The sequence below is a fragment of the Streptomyces sp. NPDC057474 genome, assembly GCF_042802555.1.
Taxonomy (GTDB): domain Bacteria; phylum Actinomycetota; class Actinomycetes; order Streptomycetales; family Streptomycetaceae; genus Streptomyces.
Genome location: NZ_JBHVDX010000049.1, coordinates 1 through 23,850 on the forward strand (window position 1 = coordinate 1; position 23,850 = coordinate 23,850).

The 23,850-nt window shown below is 69.4% G+C and carries 21 protein-coding genes and 1 pseudogene; 10 read left to right on the forward strand and 12 right to left on the reverse strand.

The features are described 5' to 3' along the window. Window positions 1-91: 91 nt before the first annotated feature. On the reverse strand, window positions 92-2,476 hold the full coding sequence (locus ACFU53_RS16730; protein WP_383992149.1) for a transglycosylase domain-containing protein: 2,385 nt from the start codon (window positions 2,474-2,476) through the stop codon (window positions 92-94). Between the two features lie 345 nt (window positions 2,477-2,821). Between ACFU53_RS16730 and ACFU53_RS16735 the strand changes: the two genes are divergently transcribed. The 5 genes from ACFU53_RS16735 to ACFU53_RS16755 all read left to right on the forward strand — a co-directional run bounded on the left by ACFU53_RS16735 (window position 2,822) and on the right by ACFU53_RS16755 (window position 7,990). Further along, window positions 2,822-3,346 carry a PadR family transcriptional regulator gene (locus ACFU53_RS16735; protein WP_383992042.1) on the forward strand — a complete coding sequence of 175 codons (525 nt, stop codon included), beginning with the start codon at window positions 2,822-2,824 and terminating at the stop codon, window positions 3,344-3,346. Then, a complete protein-coding gene (locus ACFU53_RS16740) occupies window positions 3,346-4,032 on the forward strand; it encodes an ABC transporter ATP-binding protein (protein WP_383992045.1) in 687 nt (228 codons plus the stop codon). Before ACFU53_RS16735 ends, ACFU53_RS16740 begins: the two co-directional genes overlap by 1 nt. Then, window positions 4,029-6,386 (forward strand): FtsX-like permease family protein, encoded by a 2,358-nt coding sequence (locus ACFU53_RS16745; protein WP_383992048.1) that lies wholly within the window; start codon window positions 4,029-4,031, stop codon window positions 6,384-6,386. Before ACFU53_RS16740 ends, ACFU53_RS16745 begins: the two co-directional genes overlap by 4 nt. A 103-nt stretch (window positions 6,387-6,489) precedes the next feature. Further along, on the forward strand, window positions 6,490-7,023 hold the full coding sequence (locus ACFU53_RS16750) for a carboxymuconolactone decarboxylase family protein (protein WP_383992051.1): 534 nt from the start codon (window positions 6,490-6,492) through the stop codon (window positions 7,021-7,023). A gap of 187 nt (window positions 7,024-7,210) precedes the next feature. Then, window positions 7,211-7,990 carry a class I SAM-dependent methyltransferase gene (locus ACFU53_RS16755; RefSeq protein WP_383992054.1) on the forward strand — a complete coding sequence of 260 codons (780 nt, stop codon included), beginning with the start codon at window positions 7,211-7,213 and terminating at the stop codon, window positions 7,988-7,990. 9 nt (window positions 7,991-7,999) lie between these two features. Here the strand turns inward: ACFU53_RS16755 and ACFU53_RS16760 are convergent. After that, a pseudogene (locus tag ACFU53_RS16760) lies at window positions 8,000-8,151 on the reverse strand (winged helix DNA-binding domain-containing protein); the annotation flags it as partial. A gap of 832 nt (window positions 8,152-8,983) precedes the next feature. Here ACFU53_RS16760 and ACFU53_RS16765 point away from each other — a divergent pair. From ACFU53_RS16765 to ACFU53_RS16780, 4 genes are all read left to right on the forward strand, one after another. Next, window positions 8,984-9,757: an isoprenyl transferase gene (locus ACFU53_RS16765; RefSeq protein WP_383992057.1), complete on the forward strand. Its 774-nt coding sequence runs from the start codon at window positions 8,984-8,986 to the stop codon at window positions 9,755-9,757. Between the two features lie 315 nt (window positions 9,758-10,072). After that, window positions 10,073-11,398: a PhoH family protein gene (locus ACFU53_RS16770; RefSeq protein ID WP_383992059.1), complete on the forward strand. Its 1,326-nt coding sequence runs from the start codon at window positions 10,073-10,075 to the stop codon at window positions 11,396-11,398. A gap of 426 nt (window positions 11,399-11,824) precedes the next feature. Continuing rightward, the gene (locus ACFU53_RS16775; protein WP_383992061.1) at window positions 11,825-12,550 is read left to right on the forward strand and encodes a transglycosylase SLT domain-containing protein; all 726 of its coding nucleotides are present in this window, start codon (window positions 11,825-11,827) and stop codon (window positions 12,548-12,550) included. A 166-nt stretch (window positions 12,551-12,716) separates the two neighbouring features. Then, the gene (locus ACFU53_RS16780) at window positions 12,717-14,132 is read left to right on the forward strand and encodes an AI-2E family transporter (RefSeq protein ID WP_383992064.1); all 1,416 of its coding nucleotides are present in this window, start codon (window positions 12,717-12,719) and stop codon (window positions 14,130-14,132) included. Here ACFU53_RS16780 and ACFU53_RS16785 read toward each other — a convergent pair. Further along, entirely contained in the window at window positions 14,129-14,701 is a 573-nt protein-coding gene (locus ACFU53_RS16785) for a dihydrofolate reductase family protein (RefSeq protein ID WP_383992067.1), read from the reverse strand. The two genes, ACFU53_RS16780 and ACFU53_RS16785, sit on opposite strands and share 4 nt — an antisense overlap. Before the next feature lie 174 nt (window positions 14,702-14,875). Here ACFU53_RS16785 and ACFU53_RS16790 point away from each other — a divergent pair, with 174 nt between their 5' ends. After that, window positions 14,876-15,961, forward strand: a complete 1,086-nt coding sequence (locus tag ACFU53_RS16790; protein ID WP_383992070.1) for an ankyrin repeat domain-containing protein — start codon at window positions 14,876-14,878, stop codon at window positions 15,959-15,961. Between the two features lie 37 nt (window positions 15,962-15,998). Here the strand turns inward: ACFU53_RS16790 and ACFU53_RS16795 are convergent, their stop codons facing one another. The 9 genes from ACFU53_RS16795 to ACFU53_RS16835 form a co-directional block, all read right to left on the reverse strand. Continuing rightward, window positions 15,999-16,667 (reverse strand): OmpA family protein, encoded by a 669-nt coding sequence (locus tag ACFU53_RS16795; RefSeq protein WP_383992072.1) that lies wholly within the window; start codon window positions 16,665-16,667, stop codon window positions 15,999-16,001. A gap of 1 nt (window position 16,668) precedes the next feature. Continuing rightward, window positions 16,669-17,268 (reverse strand): hypothetical protein, encoded by a 600-nt coding sequence (locus ACFU53_RS16800; RefSeq protein ID WP_383992075.1) that lies wholly within the window; start codon window positions 17,266-17,268, stop codon window positions 16,669-16,671. A gap of 15 nt (window positions 17,269-17,283) precedes the next feature. After that, window positions 17,284-17,901, reverse strand: coding sequence for a pilus assembly protein TadG-related protein (locus ACFU53_RS16805; protein WP_383992152.1), 618 nt, complete (start codon window positions 17,899-17,901; stop codon window positions 17,284-17,286). Beyond that, entirely contained in the window at window positions 17,898-18,104 is a 207-nt protein-coding gene (locus ACFU53_RS16810; protein ID WP_383992155.1) for a hypothetical protein, read from the reverse strand. Before ACFU53_RS16810 ends, ACFU53_RS16805 begins: the two co-directional genes overlap by 4 nt. A 105-nt stretch (window positions 18,105-18,209) precedes the next feature. Then, window positions 18,210-18,992 carry a response regulator gene (locus ACFU53_RS16815; protein ID WP_383992078.1) on the reverse strand — a complete coding sequence of 261 codons (783 nt, stop codon included), beginning with the start codon at window positions 18,990-18,992 and terminating at the stop codon, window positions 18,210-18,212. Beyond that, on the reverse strand, window positions 18,985-20,526 hold the full coding sequence (locus ACFU53_RS16820) for a sensor histidine kinase (RefSeq protein WP_383992080.1): 1,542 nt from the start codon (window positions 20,524-20,526) through the stop codon (window positions 18,985-18,987). The genes ACFU53_RS16815 and ACFU53_RS16820 overlap by 8 nt, the downstream gene beginning before the upstream one ends. Next, the gene (locus tag ACFU53_RS16825; RefSeq protein WP_383992083.1) at window positions 20,523-21,425 is read right to left on the reverse strand and encodes a DUF5936 domain-containing protein; all 903 of its coding nucleotides are present in this window, start codon (window positions 21,423-21,425) and stop codon (window positions 20,523-20,525) included. The genes ACFU53_RS16820 and ACFU53_RS16825 overlap by 4 nt, the downstream gene beginning before the upstream one ends. 19 nt (window positions 21,426-21,444) lie before the next feature. Continuing rightward, window positions 21,445-22,434 carry a type II secretion system F family protein gene (locus ACFU53_RS16830; RefSeq protein ID WP_383992086.1) on the reverse strand — a complete coding sequence of 330 codons (990 nt, stop codon included), beginning with the start codon at window positions 22,432-22,434 and terminating at the stop codon, window positions 21,445-21,447. A 30-nt stretch (window positions 22,435-22,464) separates the two neighbouring features. Next, window positions 22,465-23,805, reverse strand: coding sequence for a CpaF family protein (locus ACFU53_RS16835; protein ID WP_383992088.1), 1,341 nt, complete (start codon window positions 23,803-23,805; stop codon window positions 22,465-22,467). Between the last annotated feature and the right edge of the window lie 45 nt (window positions 23,806-23,850).

The window sequence follows — 23,850 nt, forward strand, 5'->3', positions numbered from 1 at the left end:
TGAGCTGCGGACGGTCAACGCGCCTGGTCGGCGGCGGGAGTTCGAGCGCCGAGACGAGGCAGATCTACCGACGGATTTCAGGCGCAGCGCACTAGTCGTCCACCTGTGGATCGTTGGGATCCGTCGGGAACTCGATGCCGCCGTCGTCGTCCGACGGGGTTTCCTCGGGGGTCGTCTCCGGGGTGGTCTCCGGCGTCGTCTCCGGGGTGGTCTCCGGGGTGGTCTCCGGGGTCGTCGGGGGCTCGGTGGTCGGTTCCTCTGTGGTGGGGGTCTCCGACGGGGTCGGGCTCGTGGTGATGGAGGGAGTCGGGGACTCCGTCGGCGCGACCGCGGCGCCCTGCTTGGTGTCCAGGTCGAACTCGGTGGTCTTGCCCATGACGCCGAAGGTGTAGGTGGCCCAGATCTGGGCGGGGAAGCCACCGCCGTTGACCCGGGGGACGCCGACGGCGTTGTACATCGAGACGTGCTTGCCGTTCTTGCTCATGTCCTCGCCGAAGAGGCCGACGGAGGTCACGAGGTTCGGCGTGTAGCCCGTGAACCAGGCGGAACGGTTCTCGTCGGAGGTACCCGTCTTGCCGGCGACCTGCTGCCCGTCGCGGGACGGGTTGTCGCGGACGGACGTCTTGGCCGTACCGTCGTCGACCACGCCGGTGAGGACCGAGGTGACCGTGTCGGCGGCCTCTTTGCTGATGACCTGTTCGCCGATCGGCTCGGGGAACGTGACCTCGCCGTCCCGGTGCTCGGCCGAGGCGACGATGGTCGGGGTGACCTTCTTGCCGTGGTTGTCGAGGGTGGCGTAGATGCCGGCCATCTCCAGCGGGCTGGCCCCCATGGAGCCCAGGGTCTGGGCGGGCACGGCCTCCATGTCCTCGGTGTCCATGCCGAGCTTCCCGGCGACCTCCATGACCTTCTCCATGCCCACGTCGACGCCCATCTGCGCGAAGACGGAGTTGATGGACTTGTTCATGGCGGTCTGCACGGTGACGTCGCCGTAGTCGACGTTGTCCTCGTTCGGCGGGTTGAAGCCGACCGCGGTGCCGTTGTCCATGACCTTGTGCCCGCTGTCACCGTCGTAGACCGTGCTGGCGGTGATCGGGTCGCCGTCCTGCGTCTCGGCCGCCTCGTCGATGGCCGCGGCGAGGATGACCGGCTTGAAGGTCGAGGCGGGCTGGTAGTCCCGGCGCATGGCGTTGTTCGTGAAGTGCTTCACGTAGTCGACGCCGCCGTACATGGCGAGGACCTTGCCGGTCTTCGGGTCGACCGAGACCGCGCCGGCCTGGATGTACTTGTCGACCTTGCGCTTCTTCGTGTCGAGCTTGCTGGTGAGGCGTTCCTTGACGGCCTTCTCCAGCGCGGCCTGCTTCTTCGGGTCGATGTTCAGCGTGACGGTCCAGCCACCCGCGTCGATCAGCGTCTTGGCGTCCTCGAAGTCGGACGCGTCGCCCTTGAGCACGAGCTGCTTGGCCAGCTGATTGTTCGCGGCGTCGACCAGGTAGCCGTTCTGGCCCTCCATGTCGGGGGAGGACTGGGGCGGCTTCGGCGTGGGGAGCTTCATGCCCTCCCGCTCCGAGGCGTCCAGCCACTTCATCTCGACCATGTTGTCCAGCACGTAGTTCCAGCGGTTCGTGACCAGCTTCTTGCCCGTGGGGGTGGCGGTGGCCAGGTCGTACTGGCTGGGGGCCTGGAGCAGCGCGGCGAGGTAGGCGCCCTGCCGGACATTGAGGTCCTCGGCGTCGACGCGGTAGTACGCCTGGGCGGCGGCCTGGATGCCCCAGGCGCCGCGGCCGTAGTAGCTGGTGTTGATGTAGCCCGCGAGGATGGTCTCCTTGGACTCGTTGCGCTCCAGCTTCAGGGAGATGACCAGCTCGTTGAGCTTGCGGGTCACCGTCTGGTCCGACGTCAGGTAGTAGTTCTTGACGTACTGCTGGGTGATCGTCGAGCCGCCCTGCTTGCCCTTGCCGGACAGGGTGTTGAGCAGACCGCGGGTCATGCCCTTGAAGTCGACGCCGGGGTCCGAGTAGAAGGTCTTGTTCTCGGCGGCCACGAAGGTCTGCTGGACGGCCTTGGGGACCTTGTCGAGTTCGACGATCTCGCGGTTGGTGTTGCCCGTCCGGGCGAAGATCTTGTCGTTCGAGTACTTGTAGACGTTGCTTTCCTGGGTCGCCTCGGGGTTCCCCTTGGGAATGTCGATCATCAGGTAGAGCACGATGAAAGCGCCCATGCCGAGCAGGCAGACACCGAAGAACGTGCCGAGGATCTTCTTCCAGGTGAAGAGGCGGCGCAGGAAGCTCTTCTGTTGCTTCTTGCCGCCGCCCTTGGCCGCGGCCCTGGCCGCCGCCCGGCCGCCGCCCTGGCCGCCCGTATCGGGCGCGCCTATGACGGTCGTCGCCCCTGCCGCTTCGCCCCCGGACGAGCGCTGGGGCGCCGCGCGGCGACCGCCGCGCTGCCGCGCTCGTCTTTCTTCCGCTCGTCCCATGGCTCCGGTCCGCTCCGCCTTCTGCTCGGTCTCATACGTCACTCGGGTCTTGTCAGCTCAGCAAGCTAACACCGAGGACTATGACAAGAGGGAGTCGGTCCGCCCTGTGGCGGCGTGACAATGCGCACGCGCCACGCGTGTCCATAGACCTCATCCCACCGGAACGGACGTTCCAACAGGGCCGATGGTTGCCCCACCAGACCCACGAGTTGTCGCCGACCAGTCGCCGATCTCAGTGACAGAACCGTGACAATCGGCTCTGACCTGCACCCCCTCCACACCCGGTGGGGACCTATACGCGGCATGTATACGTGCGGTGTATACCCCCTGTGTACAGTCGTGCTCATGTCCATCGGTCACACCCTCCTGGGACTCCTGGAGTCCGGGCCCCGACACGGTTACGACCTGAAGCGGGCCTTCGACGAGAAGTTCGGTCACGACCGGCCGCTGCACTACGGCCAGGTCTACTCGACGATGTCGCGGCTGCTGAAGAACGGCCTCGTCGAGGTCGACGGCATCGAGCCCGGCGGCGGCCCCGAGCGCAAGCGGTACGCGATCACCGAGGCGGGCATCACGGATGTCCAGCGGTGGCTCGCGACGCCCGAGAAGCCCGAGCCGTATCTGCAGTCGACCCTCTACACGAAGGTCGTCCTCGCCCTGCTCACCGACCGGAACGCGGCCGACATCCTCGACACCCAGCGTTCCGAGCACCTGCGCATGATGCGCATCCTCACCGACCGCAAGCGCAAGGGCGACCTGGCCGATCAGCTGATCTGCGACCACGCCCTGTTCCATCTGGAGGCCGACCTGCGATGGCTGGAGCTGACCGCCGCCCGACTGGGCAAGCTGGCCGAGGCGGTGATCCGGTGATGACCCCCGCCGGCTCCCTGCTCGTCGCGACCGATCTGCGCAAGGCGTACGGTCCGACCACCGCGCTGGACGGCGCCGAGTTCTCCATCCACCCCGGCGAGGTCGTCGCGGTGATGGGCCCCTCCGGCTCCGGCAAGTCGACGCTGCTGCACTGCCTCGCCGGGATCGTGCCGCCCGACTCGGGCTCGATCACGTACAACGGCCGCGAGATGGCCACCATGAACGACGCCCAGCGCAGCGCGCTGCGGCGCAGCGAGTTCGGGTTCGTCTTCCAGTTCGGCCAGCTCGTGCCGGAGCTGACGTGTGTGGAGAACGTGGCGCTGCCGCTGCGGCTGAACGGCGGCTCCCGCAAGGAGTCCGAGCGGACCGCCCTCGGCTGGATGGAGCGCCTGGAGGTCGACGACCTCGCCCGCAAGCGCCCCGGTGAGGTCTCCGGCGGTCAGGGCCAGCGGGTCGCCGTGGCCCGGGCGCTGGTCACCAACCCCCGGGTGCTGTTCGCTGACGAGCCCACCGGCGCGCTCGACTCGCTCAACGGCGAGCGGGTGATGGAGCTGCTCACCGAGGCCGCCCGGTCCACCAACGCCGCCGTCGTCCTCGTCACGCACGAGGCGCGGGTGGCCGCGTACTCCGACCGGGAGATCGTCGTACGGGACGGGAAGTCGCGGGACATGGAGCGCGTCGTATGAGCTCTCCTGTCGTGCGCCAGTGGTACCGGGACCTGGCGATGGGGGTCCGGTTCACCTTCACCGGGGGCCGTGAGGGCTGGGTGCGCGCCGTGCTCACCGCGGTCGGCGTCGGCCTCGGGGTGGCGCTGCTGCTGCTCACCGCGGCGATACCGAACGCGTTGGCGACGCGGGGGGCCCGGGAGGAGGCCCGGGAGGACCGGGGGATCGGCTACTTCGAGGACAACATCAGGTCCAAGCCGACCGACAAGAGCCTGATCGTCGCCGACACCGACACCGAGTTCCAGCAGCAGGAGATAAGGGGACGGCTCCTCGAACCCGAGGGCGTGGACGCGCCGCTGCCGCCGGGGCTCGGGAAGTTCCCCGCGCCCGGCGAGATGGTCGTCTCCCCCGCCCTCTCCGAACTGCTGAAGTCGGACAGCGGGGAACTGCTGCGCGGCCGGCTGCCGTACGAGACGGTGGGCACCATCGGCGAGGTCGGGCTGATCGGCTCGGGCGAACTCGCCTACTACGCCGGCGCCGACGGACTCGCCCAGCGGCTCGACGACTCGACGGTGGCCCGGATCGACCGGTTCGGGATGTCCACCGTCGAGCAGCCCGAGGAGGAGATGGACCCGGTCCTGCTGCTGCTCACGCTGGTCGTCTTCGTGGTGCTGCTGATGCCGGTCGCCGTCTTCATCGCCACGGCCGTACGGTTCGGCGGCGAGCGGCGTGACCGCAGGCTGGCGGCGCTGCGGCTGGTCGGCTCGGACGGGCGGATGACGCGCCGGATCGCGGCGGGCGAGGCGCTGGCGGGCGCCGTGCTGGGGCTGCTCTTCGGCACCGGTTTCTTCCTGCTGGGCAGGGAGATCGCCGGTTCGGTCGAGGTGCTCGACGTCAGTGTGTTCCCGAGCTACCTCAACCCCTCCCCCGGTCTCGCCCTGCTGGTGGCCCTCGCGGTGCCGTCGGCCGCCGTCCTCGTCACCCTGTTCGCGCTGCGCGGCGTCGTCATCGAACCGCTCGGCGTGGTCCGCACGGCCAAGCCCGCGCGCCGCAGGCTCTGGTGGCGGCTGCTGCCGCCGCTCGGCGGTCTCGCCATGCTCTACCCGATGGTCGGCCAGGGGTCGGAGAACGGGGAGTTCAACGAGTACATGGTGACCGGCGGTGTCGTCCTGCTGCTCTTCGGCATCACCGCGCTGCTGCCTTGGTTCGTCGAGGCGTTCGTCGCCCGGCTGGGCTCCGGCGCCGTCTCCTGGCAACTTGCCGTCCGCAGGCTCCAGTTGAGCAGCGGTTCGGCGGCCCGCATGGTCAACGGCATCGCGGTGGCGGTGGCCGGCGCGATCGCCCTGCAGATGCTGTTCGCCGGAGTCGAGAGCAGGTTCACCCAGTCGACCGGGCAGGACACCACGCGTGCCCAGCTGGAGCTCACGCTGCCGAAGGATCTCTCGGTGAGCGCCGCCGGCAAGGAGCTGAAGCGGGCCAGGGGCGCGGAGGCCACCGCGGCGCTGTCCACCGCGACGGTCTCCGCCACTGCCAAGGACCCCGAGGAGATGACGGAGGTGGTGGTCGGCGACTGCGCCGCGTTGCGCGAACTCGCGACGATCTCCTCGTGCCGCGACGGCGACGTCTTCATGTCGGATGCCCCGGCGGACCCGACCGTGACGAAGCTCGCCACCGCCGGGAACACGATGTACTTCGACGCGTCCTTCAGCGGGGAGGAGCCGGGCGCCGAGATCGCCTGGAAGCTGCCGGCCGAGGTGAAGAAGGTGTCCGAGCGCGCCGACGCGCTGCGGACCGGGATGGCGGGGCTGATGGCCACCCCGGGCGCCCTGCCCGCGAAGGCGGAGGCCGCGCTCTTCGGCACCGTCTACGTACGGACCGACCCCGCGGTGCCGAACGCGCTCGACGAGGTGCGCAACGCGGCCGTGGCGATCGACCCGCTCATCAGGACCTGGGAGTGGGAGTCGACCACGCGGGCCGACGAGTTCACGGCCATCCGCACCGGTCTGCTGGTCGGCGCGGCCGCCGTGCTCGTCCTCATCGGCGCGAGCCTCCTCGTCTCCCAGCTGGAACAGCTCCGCGAACGCAGGAAGCTGCTGTCGGCGCTGGTCGCCTTCGGCACCCGGCGCCGTACGCTCGGTCTGTCCGTGCTGTGGCAGACGGCGATCCCGATCACGCTGGGCCTCGTCCTCGCCTCGACGGTCGGTCTGACCCTGGGCGCGGTCCTGCTGAAGATGACGGACATGCCAGTGGCCGTGGACTGGCCGAGCGTGCTGTCGATGACCGGCATCGGCGCGGGCATCGTCGTCCTGGTCACGGCGCTGAGCATGCCGCCGCTGATGCGGTTGATGCGGCCGGAGGGGCTCCGCACGGAGTAGGCCTGTTCTGCGGGCGGAGCGGCCGCAGCGCTTCCCGAAGTGCTGCGGCCGCTCCTCATGGACACTGGACCCCGTCAAACCTCTCGCCGGGGAGTGAACCGCCATGTCGCTCGACGCACTCAAGTCCGCGATACCGGACTACGCCAAGGACCTCCGCCGCAACCTCGGCTCCGTCATCGGCGACTCCGGCCTGTCGGCGCAGCAGCTGTGGGGAACCGTGCTGGCCACGGCGATCGCCTCGCGCTCGGCGATGGTGCTGCGCGAGCTGGCGCCGGAGGCCAGGGCGAATCTGTCGGCCGAGGCGTACAGCGCGGCGAAGTCCGCGGCCGCGGTCATGGCGATGAGCAACGTCTTCCACCGCACGCGGCATCTGCTGTCCAACCCCGAGTACGGCCATCTGCGGGCCGGGCTGCGGATGAACCTCCTCGAGAATCCCGGGGTCGACAAGGCCGACTTCGAGCTGTGGTCGTTGGCCGTGTCCGCGATCAACGCGTGCGGGTTGTGTCTGGACTCCCATGAGCAGGCGCTCCGCAAGGCGGGGGTGGACCGAGAGAGCGTGCAGGAGGCGTTCCGGATCGCGTCGGTGATCCAAGCGGTCGGGGTCACCTTGGACGCGGAGGCGATTCTCTCCGAGTAGGTCTTCGTAGGGGGTGGCCTGGAATCGCCTGAGAGCTCGGGAGGTTGGGGTGGTGGGGCGGCGGGGGTCTGTTGTGGCTGTCGCGCAGTTCCCGGCGCCCCTGAAAGATCACGGGCTTCGCCCCTTCCTCGCAGGGACCGGAAAATCAGTCGCGGGCTCCTTCTCCACCTTGGAAAGATTTGCTCCCATGCCCTCCCTCCGCTCCCGCACCTTCGAAGATCTCGTCGCCGAAGCCGATGCCGTGCCCACCGAGGGGTGGGACTTCTCGTGGTTCGAGGGGCGGGCGACGGAGGCGCGGCCCTCGTGGGGGTATGCGCGATCGATGGGTGAGCGGCTGGGGCGGGCCTCGGCGGCGTTGGACATCCAGACCGGTGGCGGGGAGGTGCTCGCCTCCGCTCCTCGCTTTCCGGTGGTGACCGTGGCCACGGAGGGGTGGCCGCCGAACGTCGCCAAGGCCACCGCGCTGCTGCATCCGCGGGGCGCCGTGGTGGTGGCCAGCCCGCAGGACGCGCCGCTGCCGTTCGCGGACGGGGCGTTCGACCTGGTCACCAGCCGGCATCCGGTGCAGGCCCACTGGGCGGAGATCGCCCGGGTGCTGCAGCCCGGCGGCACGTACTTCGCGCAGCATGTGGGGCCGAGCAGTGTCTTCGAGCTGGTCGAGCACTTCACCGGGCCGCTGCCGGAGGAGACCCGCAGCGGCCGCCATCCGGACGGCGAGCGCGCCGGCGCCGAGGCCGCCGGGCTGGAGATCGTGGATCTGCGGGCCGAGCGGCTGCGGATGGAGTTCTACGACATCGGCGCGGTCGTGCACTTCCTGAAGAAGGTCGTCTGGATGGTGCCCGGCTTCACCGTCGAGGCGTACCTCCCCCAGCTCCGTTCCCTGTACGAGCGGATCCAGAGCGAGGGTCCCTTCGTCGCGCACAGCGCCCGCCACCTCTTCGAGGCCCGCAAGCCGGCAGCCAGGTGAGACACGCGCTCATGCGTGTGGGCCGACCGTGATTTCCCGATCGCCAACTCGGCCCGCGCCTGGAGCACTTCGCCCACCCGTTCCCGCCGCTCCGCCGGCTCCCGCTCCTGCCGCGCGGTCAGCCGCCCGAGCGGCTCCACCGTGACCGTCGTACGCCGCCCCGGGAACAGCCGCTCGGTCCGCCGTGCACTCGTCTGCTCCCAGGTGCGCGTCATGGCCTTCATGGCCTTGGCGGCCCTCACGCTCGTCGACGTCATGGGGCGACGCCAGGCCCGACAGAAGTCAGAGTCTGACCTCTGGGCCCGGTGTCCACATCGTTATCGCCCGCGGCTTGGCTTCTCCGGGTCTACTCGCGTAGGTTCAGACCAAGGTAATTCGCGTGAGCAAAGCTGCGCGGCACGGCATCGCGCGGCGGAGGGGGCTGCGCGAAGCCGTGCGCCCCGCCACCGGGCGTCAAGCGCGCGTTCCGCCCGTGCTTCACCCGTACGGGGGCGCCGGGCCGCTTCTCCTCGGAAGTCGCACAACGATGCGCGAACCCCACATTCCTGCCGGGATTCCTCCATTCCCCCTTCGAATCCACCGGGATTCAGCCATGATCACCCCTCGATCACGCCCTGAATGAACGCTTCCGCACTCACCGCCACGCTGTCGTCCGACTCCGGAGAGTAGTTGTGGCACGCCGATGTACGCAGCATCACTCACGAAGGGTTATGGTGGAAACCCCCCCTCGGGCCGGTCCGTATCCCCCCCACGGACCGGCCCGTTTTTTTCTGCGCGGACGCGGCGCCTTCCAAGGGGACACAGGGGGACGCCCTCGCCCGTCAGGGGCGCGGGGAACTACGCGACCGGCCCCCACGGACCCGCAGCGACCCACGATCCGTCGAACCCGGGACCCACCCCCAACCCCGCACACCCCTTGCCGGAGTTGGCCTCCAGCCCCGGTAGGCTCTGCCTACCGAGGGGACCGTCACCGCACCGGAGGGGCTGGAACACGTGAACCTGCGCGACACACTGCGCGGCCTGTTGGTCAAGGTCTACGCACGCAGGGTCGAGGGCCACCTCGACCACGCCCAGGTGCCCAAGCACATCGGCGTCATCATGGACGGCAACCGGCGCTGGGCGAAGGCCGCGGGCTCCACGACCGCGCAGGGACACCGGGCCGGGGCGCACAAGATCGAGGAGTTCCTCGGCTGGTGCACCGAGACGGACGTGAAGGTCGTCACCCTCTGGCTGTTCTCCACGGACAACTTCGGCCGCCCCCAGGAGGAACTGGTCCCCCTCTTCGGGATCATCGAGGACGTCGTCCGCACCCTCGCCGCCGACGGCCGCTGGCGGGTGCACCACGTGGGCACGCTGGACCAGCTGCCCGGCCAGCTGCAGACCGCCCTCAAGGAGTCCGAGGCGTCCACCGCGGACGTCGACGGAATACTGGTCAACGTCGCCATCGGGTACGGCGGCCGCCAGGAGATCGCCGACGCCGTACGGTCGATGGTCCAGGACGCGCACGAGAAGGGCACCTCGATGGAGGAGCTCGCCGAGAAGGTCTCCGTCGACCTGATCGGCAGCCACCTCTACACCGGCGACCAGCCCGATCCGGATCTGGTGATCCGTACGAGCGGCGAGCAGCGGCTGTCCGGTTTCATGCTCTGGCAGACCGCGCACTCCGAGTACTACTTCTGCGACGTCTTCTGGCCGGCGTTCCGGAAGGTCGACTTCCTGCGCGCCCTGCGTGACTACGCGGCGCGAGGCCGCCGCTACGGAAGCTGAAATTCCGTAACCCCGCGGTATCCCACCGGGACGGAAGTAACGAGGAGTTCACCGGGACGCCGTCGTACCGCTTGGCATGGCGGCGCATGTTCGAGGGCATAAGCCAGTCAGGTCGACACCCGAACCACGGGTGTCGGATCTCAGCGGGCGGCTCGGGGCCGTCCGCCCGGGAGGCCCTTTGCACCAGCCCGAACGTGCGGTCACAGCACGGACGAAGCAGCGGAGGGCCGGTCACCGGCCCGTGCAACGGGGCCAACGACCGGTCCAGTTCGTTCTCGTCGCTCCCCGACCTCATCCGAGGGGGTACGTCCTTCCGTGGTGACCAGCACAAAGCGCCGTATGCCAGACCGGCGCACCTACGTCCTCGACACCAGCGTCCTGCTGGCCGACCCGAATGCTTTGAGCCGCTTCGACGAGCACGAAGTCGTGCTTCCGATCGTCGTGGTGACGGAGTTGGAGGCGAAGAGGCACCATCCCGAACTCGGCTACTTCGCCCGGCAGGCCCTGCGCCTGCTCGACGAGTTCCGGGTCCGGCACGGCCGTCTTGACGCCCCCATCCCGATCGGGGAACTCGGCGGGACCGTGAGGGTCGAGCTCAACCACTCGGATCCCAGCGTGCTGCCCAGCGGCTACCGCCTGGGGGACAACGACTCCCGCATCCTCGCGGTGGCCCGCAACCTGCAGGCCGAGGGCTTCGACGTCACAGTGGTGTCGAAGGACCTCCCCCTGAGGATCAAGGCGTCCTCCGTGGGCCTCCTCGCCGAGGAGTACCGCGCGGAGCTGGCCATCACGGGCGCCTCCGGGTGGACCGGGATGTCCGAGCTGACCCTGCCTGGCGAGCAGGTCGACATCCTCTTCGAGGAAGGGTCGATCTACGTCTGGGAGGCGAGCACGCTGCCCGTGCACACCGGCCTGACGATCCAGTCGGAGCGCGGCAAGGCACTGGGCCGGGTGACGCCCGACGGCAACATCCGGCTCGTGCGGGGCGACCGGGAGGCGTTCGGCATCAAGGGCCGCAGCGCGGAACAGCGCATCGCGCTGGATCTGCTGCTCGACCCGGACGTGGGCATCCTGTCGATGGGCGGCCGGGCCGGCACCGGCAAGTCGGCGCTCGCGCTGTGCGCGGGCCTGGAGGCCGTGCTCGAACGGCGGCAGCACCAGAAGGTGATGGTCTTCCGGCCGCTGTACGCGGTGGGCGGGCAGGAGCTCGGCTATCTGCCCGGCTCCGAGTCCGAGAAGATGAGCCCCTGGGCGCAGGCGGTCTTCGACACGCTCTCCGCGGTCACCAGCCGCGAGGTCATCGAGGAGATCACCGCACGCGGGATGCTGGAGGTCCTGCCGCTCACGCACATCCGCGGCCGTTCCCTGCACGACGCGTTCGTGATCGTGGACGAGGCGCAGTCGCTGGAGCGGAACGTCCTGCTGACCGTTCTGTCCCGGATCGGCGCGAATTCGCGCGTCGTTCTGACGCATGACGTGGCCCAGCGCGACAATCTGCGCGTCGGTCGCTACGACGGAGTCGTCGCCGTGGTCGAGAAGCTGAAGGGCCATCCGCTCTTCGCCCACGTCACGTTGACGAGGTCCGAACGGTCCCAGATCGCGGCCCTTGTGACCGAAATGCTGGAGGACGGGCAGATCTGACGGACTCGACCGGTCTCGACCGGTTCGGCCAACTTCGGTAGGCCACCGATCCCTTGGATCCCATGGGCGCCGTCCGGCAAAGGCGATGAGCCTAGCCGGGCGGCGCCTCGGCGTGTGCGGCTTTCCTTGAATCTCCTGCGTCAAACGAGGTGTGAGCTTTCACACTCACCACTGAATTGCCTCATGGTGTCGGGTTACGGCAGAGTCTCATTCCTGTCAGGCCCCGCATACGACACACCTGTACCCCCAGCGGTACGGCACAACAGCAGCACCAGGTCAACTCCATAACGTCGTCGTATGCCGCCCGAGCACCACGTGGCGCTCCCGCAAGGGAGTTGCCCACCGGGCCCGCGCCTCCGTGACCCCGCAGTTGGGAGGCCAGCGTCAGGGGCACGATTGCGTCCGCCAGGGTCACCGAGGCGGGCGATGCTGGAAGGAAACCGTGTGAGCCGGATTTCGGTCCGGGGATTCGCAGTGGCCTCGGCCACCGCGGTCACCGCAGTCGGCAGTGTCGTCGGAGTTGCCTCGGGCAGCACCGCCCAGACGACCACTGACGACGCCGAGGCGGTCGCGAACGACACCACGTTGCTCGCCGACATACCCGTGGGCCAGCAGGCCCAGGTACAGACCGCGTCCCTGACAGCTCAGGCCGACGCCCAGGCCATCGCCGCCGACGCGAGCGCCCGCAAGGACGCCGAGGAGACCGCCCGTAAGAAGGCGGCCCAGGACGCGATCGGCAAGCAGAAGGCTGCGGAGAAGGCCGAGCAGGAGCGTAAGGCGAAGGAAGCGGCGCAGGCCGATGCCGAGGCGAAGTCCGAGGCCGCCGGTTCGCTCGGTGACATCCCCACTCAGAGTTCGTACACCGTCGCCGAGATCCAGGCGATGGCGAAGGCGGTCGTGGCCAGCGACCAGTGGACGTGCTTCAGCAACATCGTGAACCACGAGTCCACCTGGAACTACAAGGCCGTCAACCCCTCCTCGGGTGCCTACGGTCTCTTCCAGGCGCTGCCCGCCGGCAAGTACTCCTCCGCCGGTGCCGACTGGCGGACCAACCCGGCCACGCAGATCAAGTGGGGCCTCAACTACATGGAATCGCGCTACGGCAGCCCGTGCGAGGCCTGGTCGTTCTGGCAGGCCAACCACTGGTACTAGGCCCGCCGACAGCCGGGTGCCCACCGTCCGGCCGCTCAACCTTCCGAAGCCCTCCACCGTCCTTTGGTGGGGGGCTTCCGCCATGTACGGTCGAAGCCCCGAGAGGAATCGCGGCCTCCGGGAGGAATGGGTGACCAACAGGGGCGACGGGGGAAGAGGACGGATGATGTCGCGAGTTCCTAAGTGGCTCGGCCGGCTCGGCGCCGGACTGAGCGGGTGGGGCGAGCGGTTGGAGCGACGCCGGGCGGAGTTCGAGTCGGAGGCGGACGGCTCGGACTACGGCAGGGATGCCGCGGCGGGGCGACGGCACGACGGCGGCACGGACGGCGACGACAACGGCCGCGAATCCGGCACAGGCTCTGACTCCGGCGACTCCGAGGGGGCTACCGGCGCCGGGACCGCGAAGGAGTCCGGGAGCAAGGGGGCCGGGGGCGTCGGAGGCGGTGCGGGCGGCTCTGCGGGCTCCCCCGCCGATGCTCGGGGCCAGACGGCCGCCCCTGTCCTCTACACCCGTCCCGACCCCGCGTCGGCGGTGCCCTGGGGTATGCGGGTCGCGGCCGAGGCCGGATGGCGGCTGCTCGTGCTCGCGGGCACCGTCTGGGTGTTGATGCGGATCATCAGCTCCGTACAGCTGCTGGTGCTGTCGTTCACCGCCGCGCTGCTCGTCACCGCCGTGCTCCAGCCGGCCGTGGCACGGCTGACCCGGCACGGTGTACCGCGCGGCCTCGCCACCGCCCTGACCGCCGTCCTCGGCTTCGTCGTCATGGGACTGATCGGCTGGTTCGTCACCTGGCAGGTCATGGAGAACATCGACGACCTCTCCGACCAGATCCAGGACGGCATCGACGAGTTGCAGCGCTGGCTGCTCGACAGCCCGTTCCACGTCACCGAGAACCAGATCAACGACATCGCCAAGAACCTCCGCGAGGCCGTCAGCGACAACACGGACACCATCACCTCGGCGGGCCTGGAGGGCGTGACGGTCATCGTCGAGGCGCTCACCGGCATCCTCCTGACGATGTTCTCGACGCTCTTCCTCCTCTACGACGGCAAGCGGATCTGGCAGTGGACGCTCAAGCTGGTGCCGACGGCGGCCCGGCCGGGTGTCGCCGACGCCGGGCCGCGGGCCTGGCGGACGTTGACCGCGTATGTGCGCGGCACGGTGGTGGTGGCGCTGATCGACGCGATCTTCATCGGCCTGGGAATCTACTTCCTGGACGTGCCGATGGCGGTCCCGCTGGCCGTGTTCATCTTCCTGTTCTCCTTCATCCCGCTGGTGGGTGCGGTTGTCTCGGGTGCGCTGGCCGTGGTCGTGGCGCTGGTGACGCAGGGCGTCTTCACGGCCGTCATGACGCTGGTCGTCGTGCTCGCCGTCCAGCAGATCGAGGGGCACATCCTCCAGCCGTTCATCCTCGGGCGGGCCGTACGGGTGCACCCCCTGGCCGTCGTCCTCGCGGTCGCCGCCGGTGGCATGATCGCGGGCATCGGGGGCGCGGTGGTGGCCGTGCCGTTGGTCGCGGTCACGAACACGGTGGTGGGGTCGTTGCGGGCGTACGCGGACGAGCACGGGCGCGCGGGTTAGTCGACGGGGCGTTCGTGGCGGAGGAGCACGACTCCGTTGCCGAAGGTGCGGGTTTCGATCAGGCTTAGGCCGGTCGGGGTCGCGGTGTCGGCTGCCGGGAAGAGCCGCTTGCCGGCTCCCAGAAGCACGGGGTGGACGTAGATCCGGTACTCGTCGACCAGGTCGTGCCGCATGAACTCGGCCGCCAGTTCGGCGCCGCCCACGACGAGGTCGCCGCCGTCCTGTGCCTTGAGGGCCTCGATGTCCTTCACGACGACGTCCCGGACGATCGTCGTGTGCCCCTCCGCGTGCTGGAGGGTCCGGGAGAAGACCAGCTTCGGCATGTTCCGCCAGATTGCGGCGAAGTCGGCGACGGGGCGCGGGGCCGCGGGGTCCCGGTCGGCCGTGGGCCAGTAGGCGGACATCAGCTCGTAGGTGACGCGGCCTTCGAGGAAGGCGCCCATGTCCCTGAGTACGTCGTTGAAGTGCGTGTGCAGTTCGTCGTCGACCAGGTGCCAGTCGATTTCGCGGTTCGGGCCCTCCATGTAGCCGTCGAGGGACACGGACATCATCAGGACGATCTTTCGCATGGGGGCGGCTCCTGGTCCTTGGGGCGTCGGCTTGTCGGCTTCTCAGGAAGAGGATCGCGCGGGTGAGGGCCGGTCGCACGGACATGGGGCTCGGCGGGAAATCGGTCGCCCGTGTCGGCGTACCGGCCTAGGGTGCCCCGGATGGGCGTTCGAGGGGATCGAGGGAGATCGGGCTTGGAGCCACTGGGACTGGCCGCGGGGAACGACGACGAGGAGACCGTGAGGGCCCTTCTCGACGACGGTGCCGATGTCAACGGGCGGTCGCCCGGCGGGCTGACCGCGTTGATGTTGGCGGCGGGGGCGGGCGCCCAGCACGCGGCGCAAGCGTTGCGGGAGAACGGGGCGCATGTGGCCCTGCGGGACGAACGGGGCCGCAGCGCGCTGGACTTCGCGGAGGAGGGCGCCGAGCGGCACCCGGACGAGCCGGGATATCTGGTGATCGTCACGGATCTGGAGAAGTTCTTCGGCAAGCGGGCCGACTTCGCGACGACGATGGAGCGGGCGGTCCGGTTCGGGGACCCCGACAGCGACATCTGGTTCAGGATGACCTGGACGCTGGACGGCTGGGCGGACGACGAGACCGTGGCCGGGGCCGAGGTGGCGCTGCACAGCCCCCGGGCGCCCGAGCGCTACTTCGCGGCGCAGCTGATGGGCTTCTTCTGCCTCTACAACGCCTCCCTGCGCAACGGCCCGCACCGGACGCGGCAGGCGGCGGCGCTGCTGCGGGCGCGGTTGGCCGTGGAGAAGCATCCGGCCGTCCTCGACCTCCTCATCCGGGGCCTGTCGATGCAGTCCGGGCTCGCCGACGACGTCCGGGAGATCCTGCGGCACGCCGGCCACCCGCATCCGGAGGTCCGCGGGGCGGTCGCCTACGCCGTCGAGGCCTCCACGGACCCGGAGGACCATGACGCGCTCCAGGCCGTGCTCACCATGGCCCGCGACCCGTACGCCGAGGTACGCCGCTACGCCGTGGCCCACCTGTCCTACCTCATCGGCCGGCCGCCCGCCGTCCACACCGCCGTTCACACCGTCCTCCGCCGCGCCCTGTACGACTCGGACCCGTCCGTCGTCCATGACGCGGCCTGCGCGCTGGGGATGCTCGGGACCGGGCGCCCACTGCCCTTCCGTGCTGAGCAGATCCTCGTACGGCACTACCTCGACGAGCCACCTGACACCCGGTACTACGCGCGTGCGTACCGCGTCATCGAGCGGTGGCCTCGGGAGCACTTCTGGGACGTACGGGATTCGTTGCCGGAGTGAGGTGAAGGGGTGGCCGGGCGAGGTGTCGGGGTGGCCGTCAGCTCTGTTCGCTGTCTGATTCCGTGTCCGTCGTGGTGCGGGGGAAGGAGACCTCGACCCGGCGGTTCTTCTTGCGGCCCTCCTCGGAGGCGTTGTCGGCGATGGGGTAGTCCTCGCTGTAGCCGCGTACCTCGAAGGTGACGTTGCCACCCAGGTCGGCGGCGAGGAGGTCGTGGACGGCCTCCGCGCGCTCCTTGGAGAGGGTCAGTCCGCTGGCGTACGAGCCGAGGTTGTCCGTGAAGCCGAAGACGCGGACGGTGCCCGCGCTCTGCGTCTTGATCTCCTCCGCGATCGTCTGGATGCGGGAGCGGGCCTGCGGGTTGAGTTTCGCGCTGTTCTTCGGGAAAAGGACCTCCGCCTGGAGCGCGAACGTCACGTTCTCGTTCGTGTCCTCCCTGCGCTCCTCGCCTCCCAGGTCCTCCACGACCGACTTGATGTCCAGGACCTTGGCGGGGGCGAGCGTGGCCCCCTGGGCGAGCTTCAGGCCCGGGCTGTTCGCGTCCACTTCCGGGGGAGGGGAGGTGGTGACGGTGCCCGGGGGTTCGCTCGGGTCGTCCGCGGCCTGGGCGGGCGTCGCGAGGGTGAGGGCGGCCAGGACCGCCACGGCTGCGGCCAGCGCGGCGGTGCCCGTCGTCGTGGCACGTGGGGTGGGGGCGGTCATCGTCACGTCACTCGTCCTCGGAGAGTTCGATCGTGGCGGGGGGCATGGAGCCGACCTGGAAGTCTACGGAGGTGGTGGCTTCGGGGGGAGCGGGGAACTGGGCGTACCACTGGGCGGTTGCGCCCTCGTCGACACCGCCGGTGAACTGTGTGCAGAGGCATTGGCCCGAGGTGTCACGCAGAACGAGGTACTTCTTCTTGCCTGTCTGGTCGACGAGGTTGGCACCGGCGATGGACGCCCCGTTCTTGGCCAGCTCCTTCTCATCGCCTAGCCAATTCGCCGGAACCCAGGCCTCGCCGGTGTTGTTCACGACGGTTCCCTCGACGGTGACGAACCCTCCCTTGTCCCTCTGAGCGGACGTCACCGTGAGCGTCAGCCCGTTCTCCCCCTTCACCTCAGCCAACACCGAGCCGGCGGTGGGCGCTTGCGCATCCTGCTCATCGTCACTGCCGTCTTCCTTGGCGGACGGTGTCGACGACGAGCCCTTCTCAGGCGACTTGTCGTCATCCCCTCCCCCACCGCAACCGGCAACCGTGAGGAGCAGCCCGGTCGCGATCGCCACCGCGGTCACTGTCCTGCGGCCCGTCATGGTGTGCCGAAGGTTCATCGGTACGGCTTCCTCTCACTTGGCCAGATACACAGAGAACATCACGGACGCGTCGGGAAGGTTGGCCGGATTGAAGTTTCCGGGGTCGATGACCACGGGCACGCCGTCGCAGTCCAGGGTGACGGGCTTCGTGGGGTCGGCGTTCACGTCGAAGTCGCAGCGTGGCTGGATGACGGCGACCGCCTGGGCCTTGGCTGTCATGTCCTCGGTGCCGGGAATGATCGAATCGCCCACGGTGTAGTCCGTCACGACGTCGACCTGGAACCCTGGATCACCGTCCACCTCGGTGGGCTGGGCGCCGCCTTCGAGGCTCGAGTTGTTCTGGGCTGCCAATGCCGCAGCCGCGGCGTCGACCCCTTCATCGGGGAGCCCTCCCCCGGACAGGTCGATCCAGTCCAGCCAGTCGCCGTTGGCCGCGTCGATAACATCCCCGAGTTCCAGCAACAGTTCGTCCCGCGCCTGCTGTGCCGCCGCCAACGCGGCAGCGTCCGCCGCGGACTGGGCACCGCTACGGGCGGACGCCGCCTGGGCGAAGGCGAAGAAGGCCAACGCTGTGAAAAGCAGGATCGTCGTCAGCCAGATGTAGATGGGTAGGGTCGATCCCCGGTCGCCAACCAGCCGCTCACGGATCAGCCGATCACGCTCTTCACCGCGTTCAGGATCGCCTGGGAGATCAAGCCGTCGAGCCCCAGTCCGTCGATCATCACGAAGATCCCCGCGACGATGATCATGATGCCCGCGTACTCCACGAACCCCGCGCCCGAGTCCCGCCCTTTCCCGCGCATGCGGGAGACGACGGTTGTCCTCCAGGCCTTGAAACGGTGCTTCACCTTCATGGCGGTTGCCTTCCCGCGCGATGCCGACACCAACCGGATCACCGTACGTGAGACAGCACGTACGGGGGGTGGGTCCGGGGGCCCAACTTCCCTTTCCGGATGGGGTCATCGGGGCCACCCCCCGGGCGTCGTGCCCAGCCAGTGGGCTATGGCTTCGCTGCGGGTTGAACTGTGCAGTTTCGCGAAGATGCGGTTGATGTGGTTCTTTACTGTCTTCTCGCTGATGAAGCAGGTGGCGGCGATCTGGCGGTTGTTCATGCCGGACGCGATGAGGTCCATCACCTCCACCTCCCTTGAACTCAGGCCGAAGGACGGTCGACTGGAACGATTGAGGACGCGGCGGTGAAGTGCCGACGCATGGGCGGGGCGCTCCTTTGACGACTGTGCCATGAATGGTTGCAGCTGCGAAGGGTGGTCGTGACTTTCGTGTGAAGGTTTGTAGGAAACGCCGAGCGAACTTGAGACAACCGGAGAGACGGTCGCGGAGATCGTCCGGTGGCCTTCCCTCATGTTCCGTACCGCCGCGATCAGTTCGGGTGCCGTGAAGTCGCCGTGGACCAGGTAGCCGACCGCTCCCCGGCGCAGTGCCTCGGCCACGACCTCGGGTTCCGTGCTGTACGTCAGCATCATCACCGGGCAGAGAGCCGTCAGTTCGGGAAGTGCGGTGAGGCCGTCCGTGCCGGGCATGCGGACGTCGAGGAGGGCGACGTCCGGGTGGTGCCGGCGCGCTTCGTCCACCGCCTCCTCGCCGTTCGTGGCCTGGGCGACCACCTCTATGTCGGGGTGCGTGTCCAGGAGGGCCGTGAGGCCGGCGCGGACCACCGGGTTGTCGTCCGCGACGAGTACGCGGAGGGGTGGGCCGGGGCGTGCCTGGGGCTGGTCAGGCATGTGCGGCCTCCTGTCGGGGGGCTTCGGGGGTGGTGGGTGGGGAGACGGGGAGGGGAAGGGGGAGGGTCAGGGTCACTTCCGTACCGGTGGTGTCCGATCCCAGGTACAGGGCCCCGCCTGTCCGGTCCGCGCGTTCCGCCATGCCCAGGAGGCCGAAGTGGCCGGATTCTTGCGCTTCTTCGAGGGTGAGGGTGGGCGGGAGGCCTACGCCGTCGTCCTTGATCGTGAGCTGGAGGGTGTCCGGGGTGATCTTCAGGGACACCTCCGCCGTTGTCGCCCGCGCGTGGCGGTGGATGTTCTCCAGTGCCTCCGACGTGATCGCCAGGAGGTGGTGGGTCGTTTCGGGTGGGAGCGGTGGGGGTGCCTCGCCCGTGTGGGTGAGGTGGGTGGGGAGGGAGGTGCGGGACTCGAAGTCCACTGTTCGTGTGGTCAGTTCGGTCTTGAGGTTCGCGGGTGGGGTCGTCGTCAGGTCCGTGTGGCGGCGCAGGTCCGTGAGGAGGTCGCGGGACTCGGCGGCGGCTCGGCGGGCCGCCGATGCAACGAGGGCGGCCTGTCGTTTCAGATGGGTGGGGTCGGGGGCCGGGTGGTCCGCCGATGTCGCCAGGGCGTCCGCGGCGAGGGCCAGGCCGTGGAGGGTCTTGGCCACCGAGTCGTGGAGTTCGCGGGCCAGGCGGGCGCGTTCCGATTCCACGGCCTCCGCGACGGCCAGGCGGGACGTGGCTTCGGAGAGCGCCTGGGTGGCCGTACCGAAGCGGAACATCAGGTTGCGGAGGGTTACGCCGATGATGCCGGCCGCGACGCAGAAGCCTGCGATGAGGAGGGTACTGACGCCTGCGCCGGGGCGGTGTTCCCAGGCGCGGTGGACCGTGATGAGGACGGCCAGTTGCAGGCCGGTGAGAACGCCGGCGCCGCGCCAGCCGTAGAGGAGGCCGGAGAGGAGGGGGGTGCAGACCGTGGCGTAGGCGAGGGGGGAGGCCGGGGAGGCGGTGAGGAGGAGGACCGCGCCGAAGAGGAGGTCCAGGGCCATGAGGGTGGGGTGGGCGAGGAGGCGGGGGGCGAAGCGGTCCCAGTCCCTGAGCATGGCGTACGAGACGGTGATGCCGAGGACGGCGGCGATGAGTACGGCGTGGGCCGGGGGGCCGTCCGTGGTGTTGGCCATCGCGAAGGGGGTGCCGATGGTGAGGGTGACGAGGCGGACGGCGAAGGTCTGGCGGGAGAGGGCCTGGAGGGCGTTGAGTTGGAGGCGGAGGGTGGCGGGGGGTGCGGCGTCGTCCGCCAGGTACCCGGTGCCGGCGCCGGGCGGGGGTTGGGGGCGCTTGCTTTCCCTGGGGCTGGGCGGGGGTGGGAGGCGCTTGCCGGCGCTGACAGGGTGCCGCTGCGCCCACCCTCCCCCACTCTCGACTTCGCTCGAGCGGGGGGATCCCCATCGCCCCAGCGGCACGATTGCCCGCAGTTGGGACGGGGTGGGAAATAGACCCGGCGGCACGGCTGCCCGTAGCCGGGTCAGGTGGGTGGACAGGCGTGGCCTCGTCATCGGCCCAGAATCTCGCCGAAGTTGGTTCCCGAGCCCAGGAACATGCCGGTGGCGATGAGGATCATCGTGGCCGGGAGCATGAAGACCAGGGTGACGAGGGTGGCCTTGGGGATGGTGCGGGCGGCTCGGCGGCGGGCGTTCTGGGCGTCGGTGCGGCGCATGTCCGCGGCCAGTTGAATCAGGGTTTCGGCGATGGGGGAACCCAGTTCCTCGCCCTGCTGGAGCGCCGAGACGAACTGGGCGACCTGCTCGGACGAGTTGCGTCTGCGGAGTTCGTCGAAGGCCTGGCGGCGGCTCACGCCCATGTCCATCTGGCGGAGGGTGATGCGGAGTTCGTCCGCCCAGGGTCCCTCGTATTTCTCGGCTACTCGGTCCAGGGCCTGGCGGAAACCCAGGCCCGCCGAGACCACGACCGCGAGGACGTCGAGGAAGTCGGGCAGCGTGCGGTCGATGACGTCCTTGCGGTCGCGGATGGCCTGCCAGATCGCCGCGTCGGCGGCGAGCAGGCCGAAGGCGAAAGTGAAGGCGGCGAAGAGGGGGCGGCCGCTGGTGAGGAAGACGAGGCCCATGAAAGCGCCGAAGAAGCCGTAGACGGCTCGGCGGGCGGCGTAACGGTTGAGGGTGAGGCCGCCGGGGTTGCCCGCCATGTCGATGCGGTGGCGCTTGGCCTCGACCCGGCGGGGGCCCATGAGGCGCAGGACGAGCGGGGCGAAGCGCATACCCAGGCGGTCGACGGCCGAGCCGGTCTTCGAGACGCGGGTGGCGCCCACCTCCAGGGCGAGGGCCAGGTCGCTGGGGAGTTTCGCGTCGGCGCGGATCATGCGGATGCCCAGGAGGGCGCCCGCGACCGCGACGGCCATCAGGAGGGCCAGGAGCAGGGGGAGCATCGACGTCGTCATGTCAGGTCACAGCCCCTTCTCAGACTTCGATCTTGCCGAGGCGGCGGATGACGAAGAAGCCGACCGTGTAGAGGCCGATCGAGATCAGGACCAGGGCCTGGCCGAGGGGGGAGCCGGTCACTCGGGCCAGGGCGCCGTCGTTCGAGGAGTTGATCAGGAGGAGGGAGCCCAGGCCCAGGAGGGGGACGGTGAAGGCCGTCGCGTTGACCTCGGAGAGCATCGTGCGGACCTCGCGGCGGGTTTCCTTCCGGTCCTCCAGCGTCTGGGTCAGGTTGCGGAGGGAACTGACCACCGAACCGCCCGCCTTGTTGGACAGGACGAGGGTGGTGACGAGGACGATCAGCTCGCGGGAAGGGAGGCGCTCGGCGAGTTCGCCCAAGGCGTCGTCCACGGAGCGGCCGAGCGCCAACTGGTCCGCCACCCGGGCCAGTTCCTCGCCCGCCGGGGCCTCCAGTTCCTCCGCCGCCATCGCCAGGGCCGTGCGCAGGGCGAGGCCCGCTGCCGTGGCGTTGGCGAGGAGGCGGGCCACGTCGGGGAGTTGGTTGATGAAGGCCTCGATGCGTTTCTGGCGCTGCCAGTTGAGGAAGATGGCGGCTGCCCACACGCCCACGGCGCCCGCGATCGGGCCGAAGAACGGCGCCAGGGTGGCGGAGGCGATCAGCCACAGGGCGACGACGACCATGGCGACGTACGTGGCGAACTCGCCCGCCGTCAGGTCGAGTCCCGTCGTCGTCAGGCGGAGGTGGATCGCGCGGCCGAGGCGGGTGCGGCGCAGTCTCCGGTCGACGGCCGTGAAGCGTCGTACGCGCCCCGCCGCCGTGCGGAGCGGACCGCCGTGGCTGCCCGCGAGACGGTCGACCAGGGCCTGGCGCTGGGCGCGGCCGGAAGCGTACGTGTGCGCGCCCGCGACGGCGAGGGTGCCGCAGAGGACGGTGGCGCCGAGGGCCAGCAGGGTGGTGTTGTCCAGGTCCAGGGGTGCCTGGGCCAGGGTGGCCAGGGCTGTCGCCATGTTCGGTCCTACCTCCTCGGGGCTCTCGGGCTATCCGATGGCCTGGCGGGTGTTGAGCGGGTCGATGGCCTCGGCCACGCCGTACGCGGGGGGCAGCGGCTCGTTGGCCACGTACAGCTTCTCCGCGACGGAACGGGGTATCGGCAGGTGTTCGAAGCGGCCGTGGACGACGCGGTCGGCGCCGAGGGGGTCCGGGGCGTAACGGGAGACCGTGGCGATACGGAACTGTTCGCGGCCGTGCGAGACGAGCAGGGCGATCTCGGTGATCTTGCGGGAGCCGTCGGCGAAGCGGGTGAGCTGGGCGACCACGTCCACCGCCGAGTTGATCTGGTCCTTGAGGGCCTCGAAGGGGATGAGGACCTCGGACATCGAGCCGAGGGTCTGCAGGCGCATCAGCGCGTCCTCGGCGGAGTTGGCGTGGACCGTGGCGAGGGAGCCGTCGTGGCCCGTCGACATGGCCTGGAGCATGTCGAGGGTCTCCCCGCCGCGGACCTCACCGACGATGATGCGGTCGGGGCGCATACGGAGGGAGTTGCGGACCAGGTCGCGGATGGTGATCTGGCCCTTGCCCTCGATGTTCGGGGGGCGGGACTCCAGGCGGATGACGTGCTCCTGCTGGAGCTGGAGTTCGGCGGAGTCCTCGATGGTGATGATGCGCTCGCGGGGCGGGATCAGGCCGGAGAGGGCGTTGAGGAGGGTCGTCTTTCCGGTGCCGGTACCGCCGCTGACGATCACGTTGAAGCGGGCGCGGACGAAGGCGGCGAGAAGCATCAGCATCTGCTCGTCGAGGGAGCCGAGGTCGATCAGCTCCGGGAGCGTGTACGCGCGGGGGAAGCGGCGGATCGTGAGGGTCGGGCCGGTGAGGGAGAGCGGGGGGATGATGACGTTGACGCGCTCGCCGGTGGGGAGACGGGCGTCGACCATGGGGTTCGACTCGTCCACGCGGCGGTTGACGGTCGAGACGATGCGTTCGATCGTCTGCATGAGCTGGTCGGTGGAGGCGAACCTCAACGGCAGCTGCTCGACGCGGCCGGCTCGTTCCACGAAGATCGAGTCGGGGCCGTTGACCATGATTTCCGTGACCGACGCGTCGGCGAGGAGGGGTTCGAGGACGCCGAGACCGAGGGCCTCGTCGACGACCCTTCGGATCAGTTGGGAGCGTTCGGCCGAGGAGAGGACCGGGCCCTCTCGGCTGATGATGTGGCCGAGTACGCGTTCCAGGCGGGCCCTGCGGTCGGCTGCGGTCAGCGCCGACATCTCGGCCAGGTCGATCTCTTCGAGGAGCTTGGCGCGGTAGACGGCCACGAGGTGTCCGTCCTCGCGTCCGGTTCCCCCTTCGTCGGGGGCGGCGATACGGGATCGCAGGCTCATCTTTCCGTCAACTCCTCTCGGGGGGTGGGGTGTCGGGGGGCGGTG

Bases quoted from the DNA above. Each gene is read 5' to 3' on its own strand.
- ACFU53_RS16730 (WP_383992149.1), bottom strand. From the start codon at position 2,476: ATGGGACGAGCGGAAGAAAGACGAGCGCGGCAGCGCGGCGGTCGCCGC.
- ACFU53_RS16735 (WP_383992042.1), top strand. From the start codon at position 2,822: ATGTCCATCGGTCACACCCTCCTGGGACTCCTGGAGTCCGGGCCCCGA.
- ACFU53_RS16740 (WP_383992045.1), top strand. From the start codon at position 3,346: ATGACCCCCGCCGGCTCCCTGCTCGTCGCGACCGATCTGCGCAAGGCG.
- ACFU53_RS16745 (WP_383992048.1), top strand. From the start codon at position 4,029: ATGAGCTCTCCTGTCGTGCGCCAGTGGTACCGGGACCTGGCGATGGGG.
- ACFU53_RS16750 (WP_383992051.1), top strand. From the start codon at position 6,490: ATGTCGCTCGACGCACTCAAGTCCGCGATACCGGACTACGCCAAGGAC.
- ACFU53_RS16755 (WP_383992054.1), top strand. From the start codon at position 7,211: ATGCCCTCCCTCCGCTCCCGCACCTTCGAAGATCTCGTCGCCGAAGCC.
- ACFU53_RS16775 (WP_383992061.1), top strand. From the start codon at position 11,825: ATGCTGGAAGGAAACCGTGTGAGCCGGATTTCGGTCCGGGGATTCGCA.
- ACFU53_RS16780 (WP_383992064.1), top strand. From the start codon at position 12,717: ATGTCGCGAGTTCCTAAGTGGCTCGGCCGGCTCGGCGCCGGACTGAGC.
- ACFU53_RS16785 (WP_383992067.1), bottom strand. From the start codon at position 14,701: ATGCGAAAGATCGTCCTGATGATGTCCGTGTCCCTCGACGGCTACATG.
- ACFU53_RS16800 (WP_383992075.1), bottom strand. From the start codon at position 17,268: ATGAACCTTCGGCACACCATGACGGGCCGCAGGACAGTGACCGCGGTG.
- ACFU53_RS16810 (WP_383992155.1), bottom strand. From the start codon at position 18,104: ATGAAGGTGAAGCACCGTTTCAAGGCCTGGAGGACAACCGTCGTCTCC.
- ACFU53_RS16815 (WP_383992078.1), bottom strand. From the start codon at position 18,992: ATGCCTGACCAGCCCCAGGCACGCCCCGGCCCACCCCTCCGCGTACTC.
- ACFU53_RS16820 (WP_383992080.1), bottom strand. From the start codon at position 20,526: ATGACGAGGCCACGCCTGTCCACCCACCTGACCCGGCTACGGGCAGCC.
- ACFU53_RS16825 (WP_383992083.1), bottom strand. From the start codon at position 21,425: ATGACGACGTCGATGCTCCCCCTGCTCCTGGCCCTCCTGATGGCCGTC.
- ACFU53_RS16830 (WP_383992086.1), bottom strand. From the start codon at position 22,434: ATGGCGACAGCCCTGGCCACCCTGGCCCAGGCACCCCTGGACCTGGAC.
- ACFU53_RS16835 (WP_383992088.1), bottom strand. From the start codon at position 23,805: ATGAGCCTGCGATCCCGTATCGCCGCCCCCGACGAAGGGGGAACCGGA.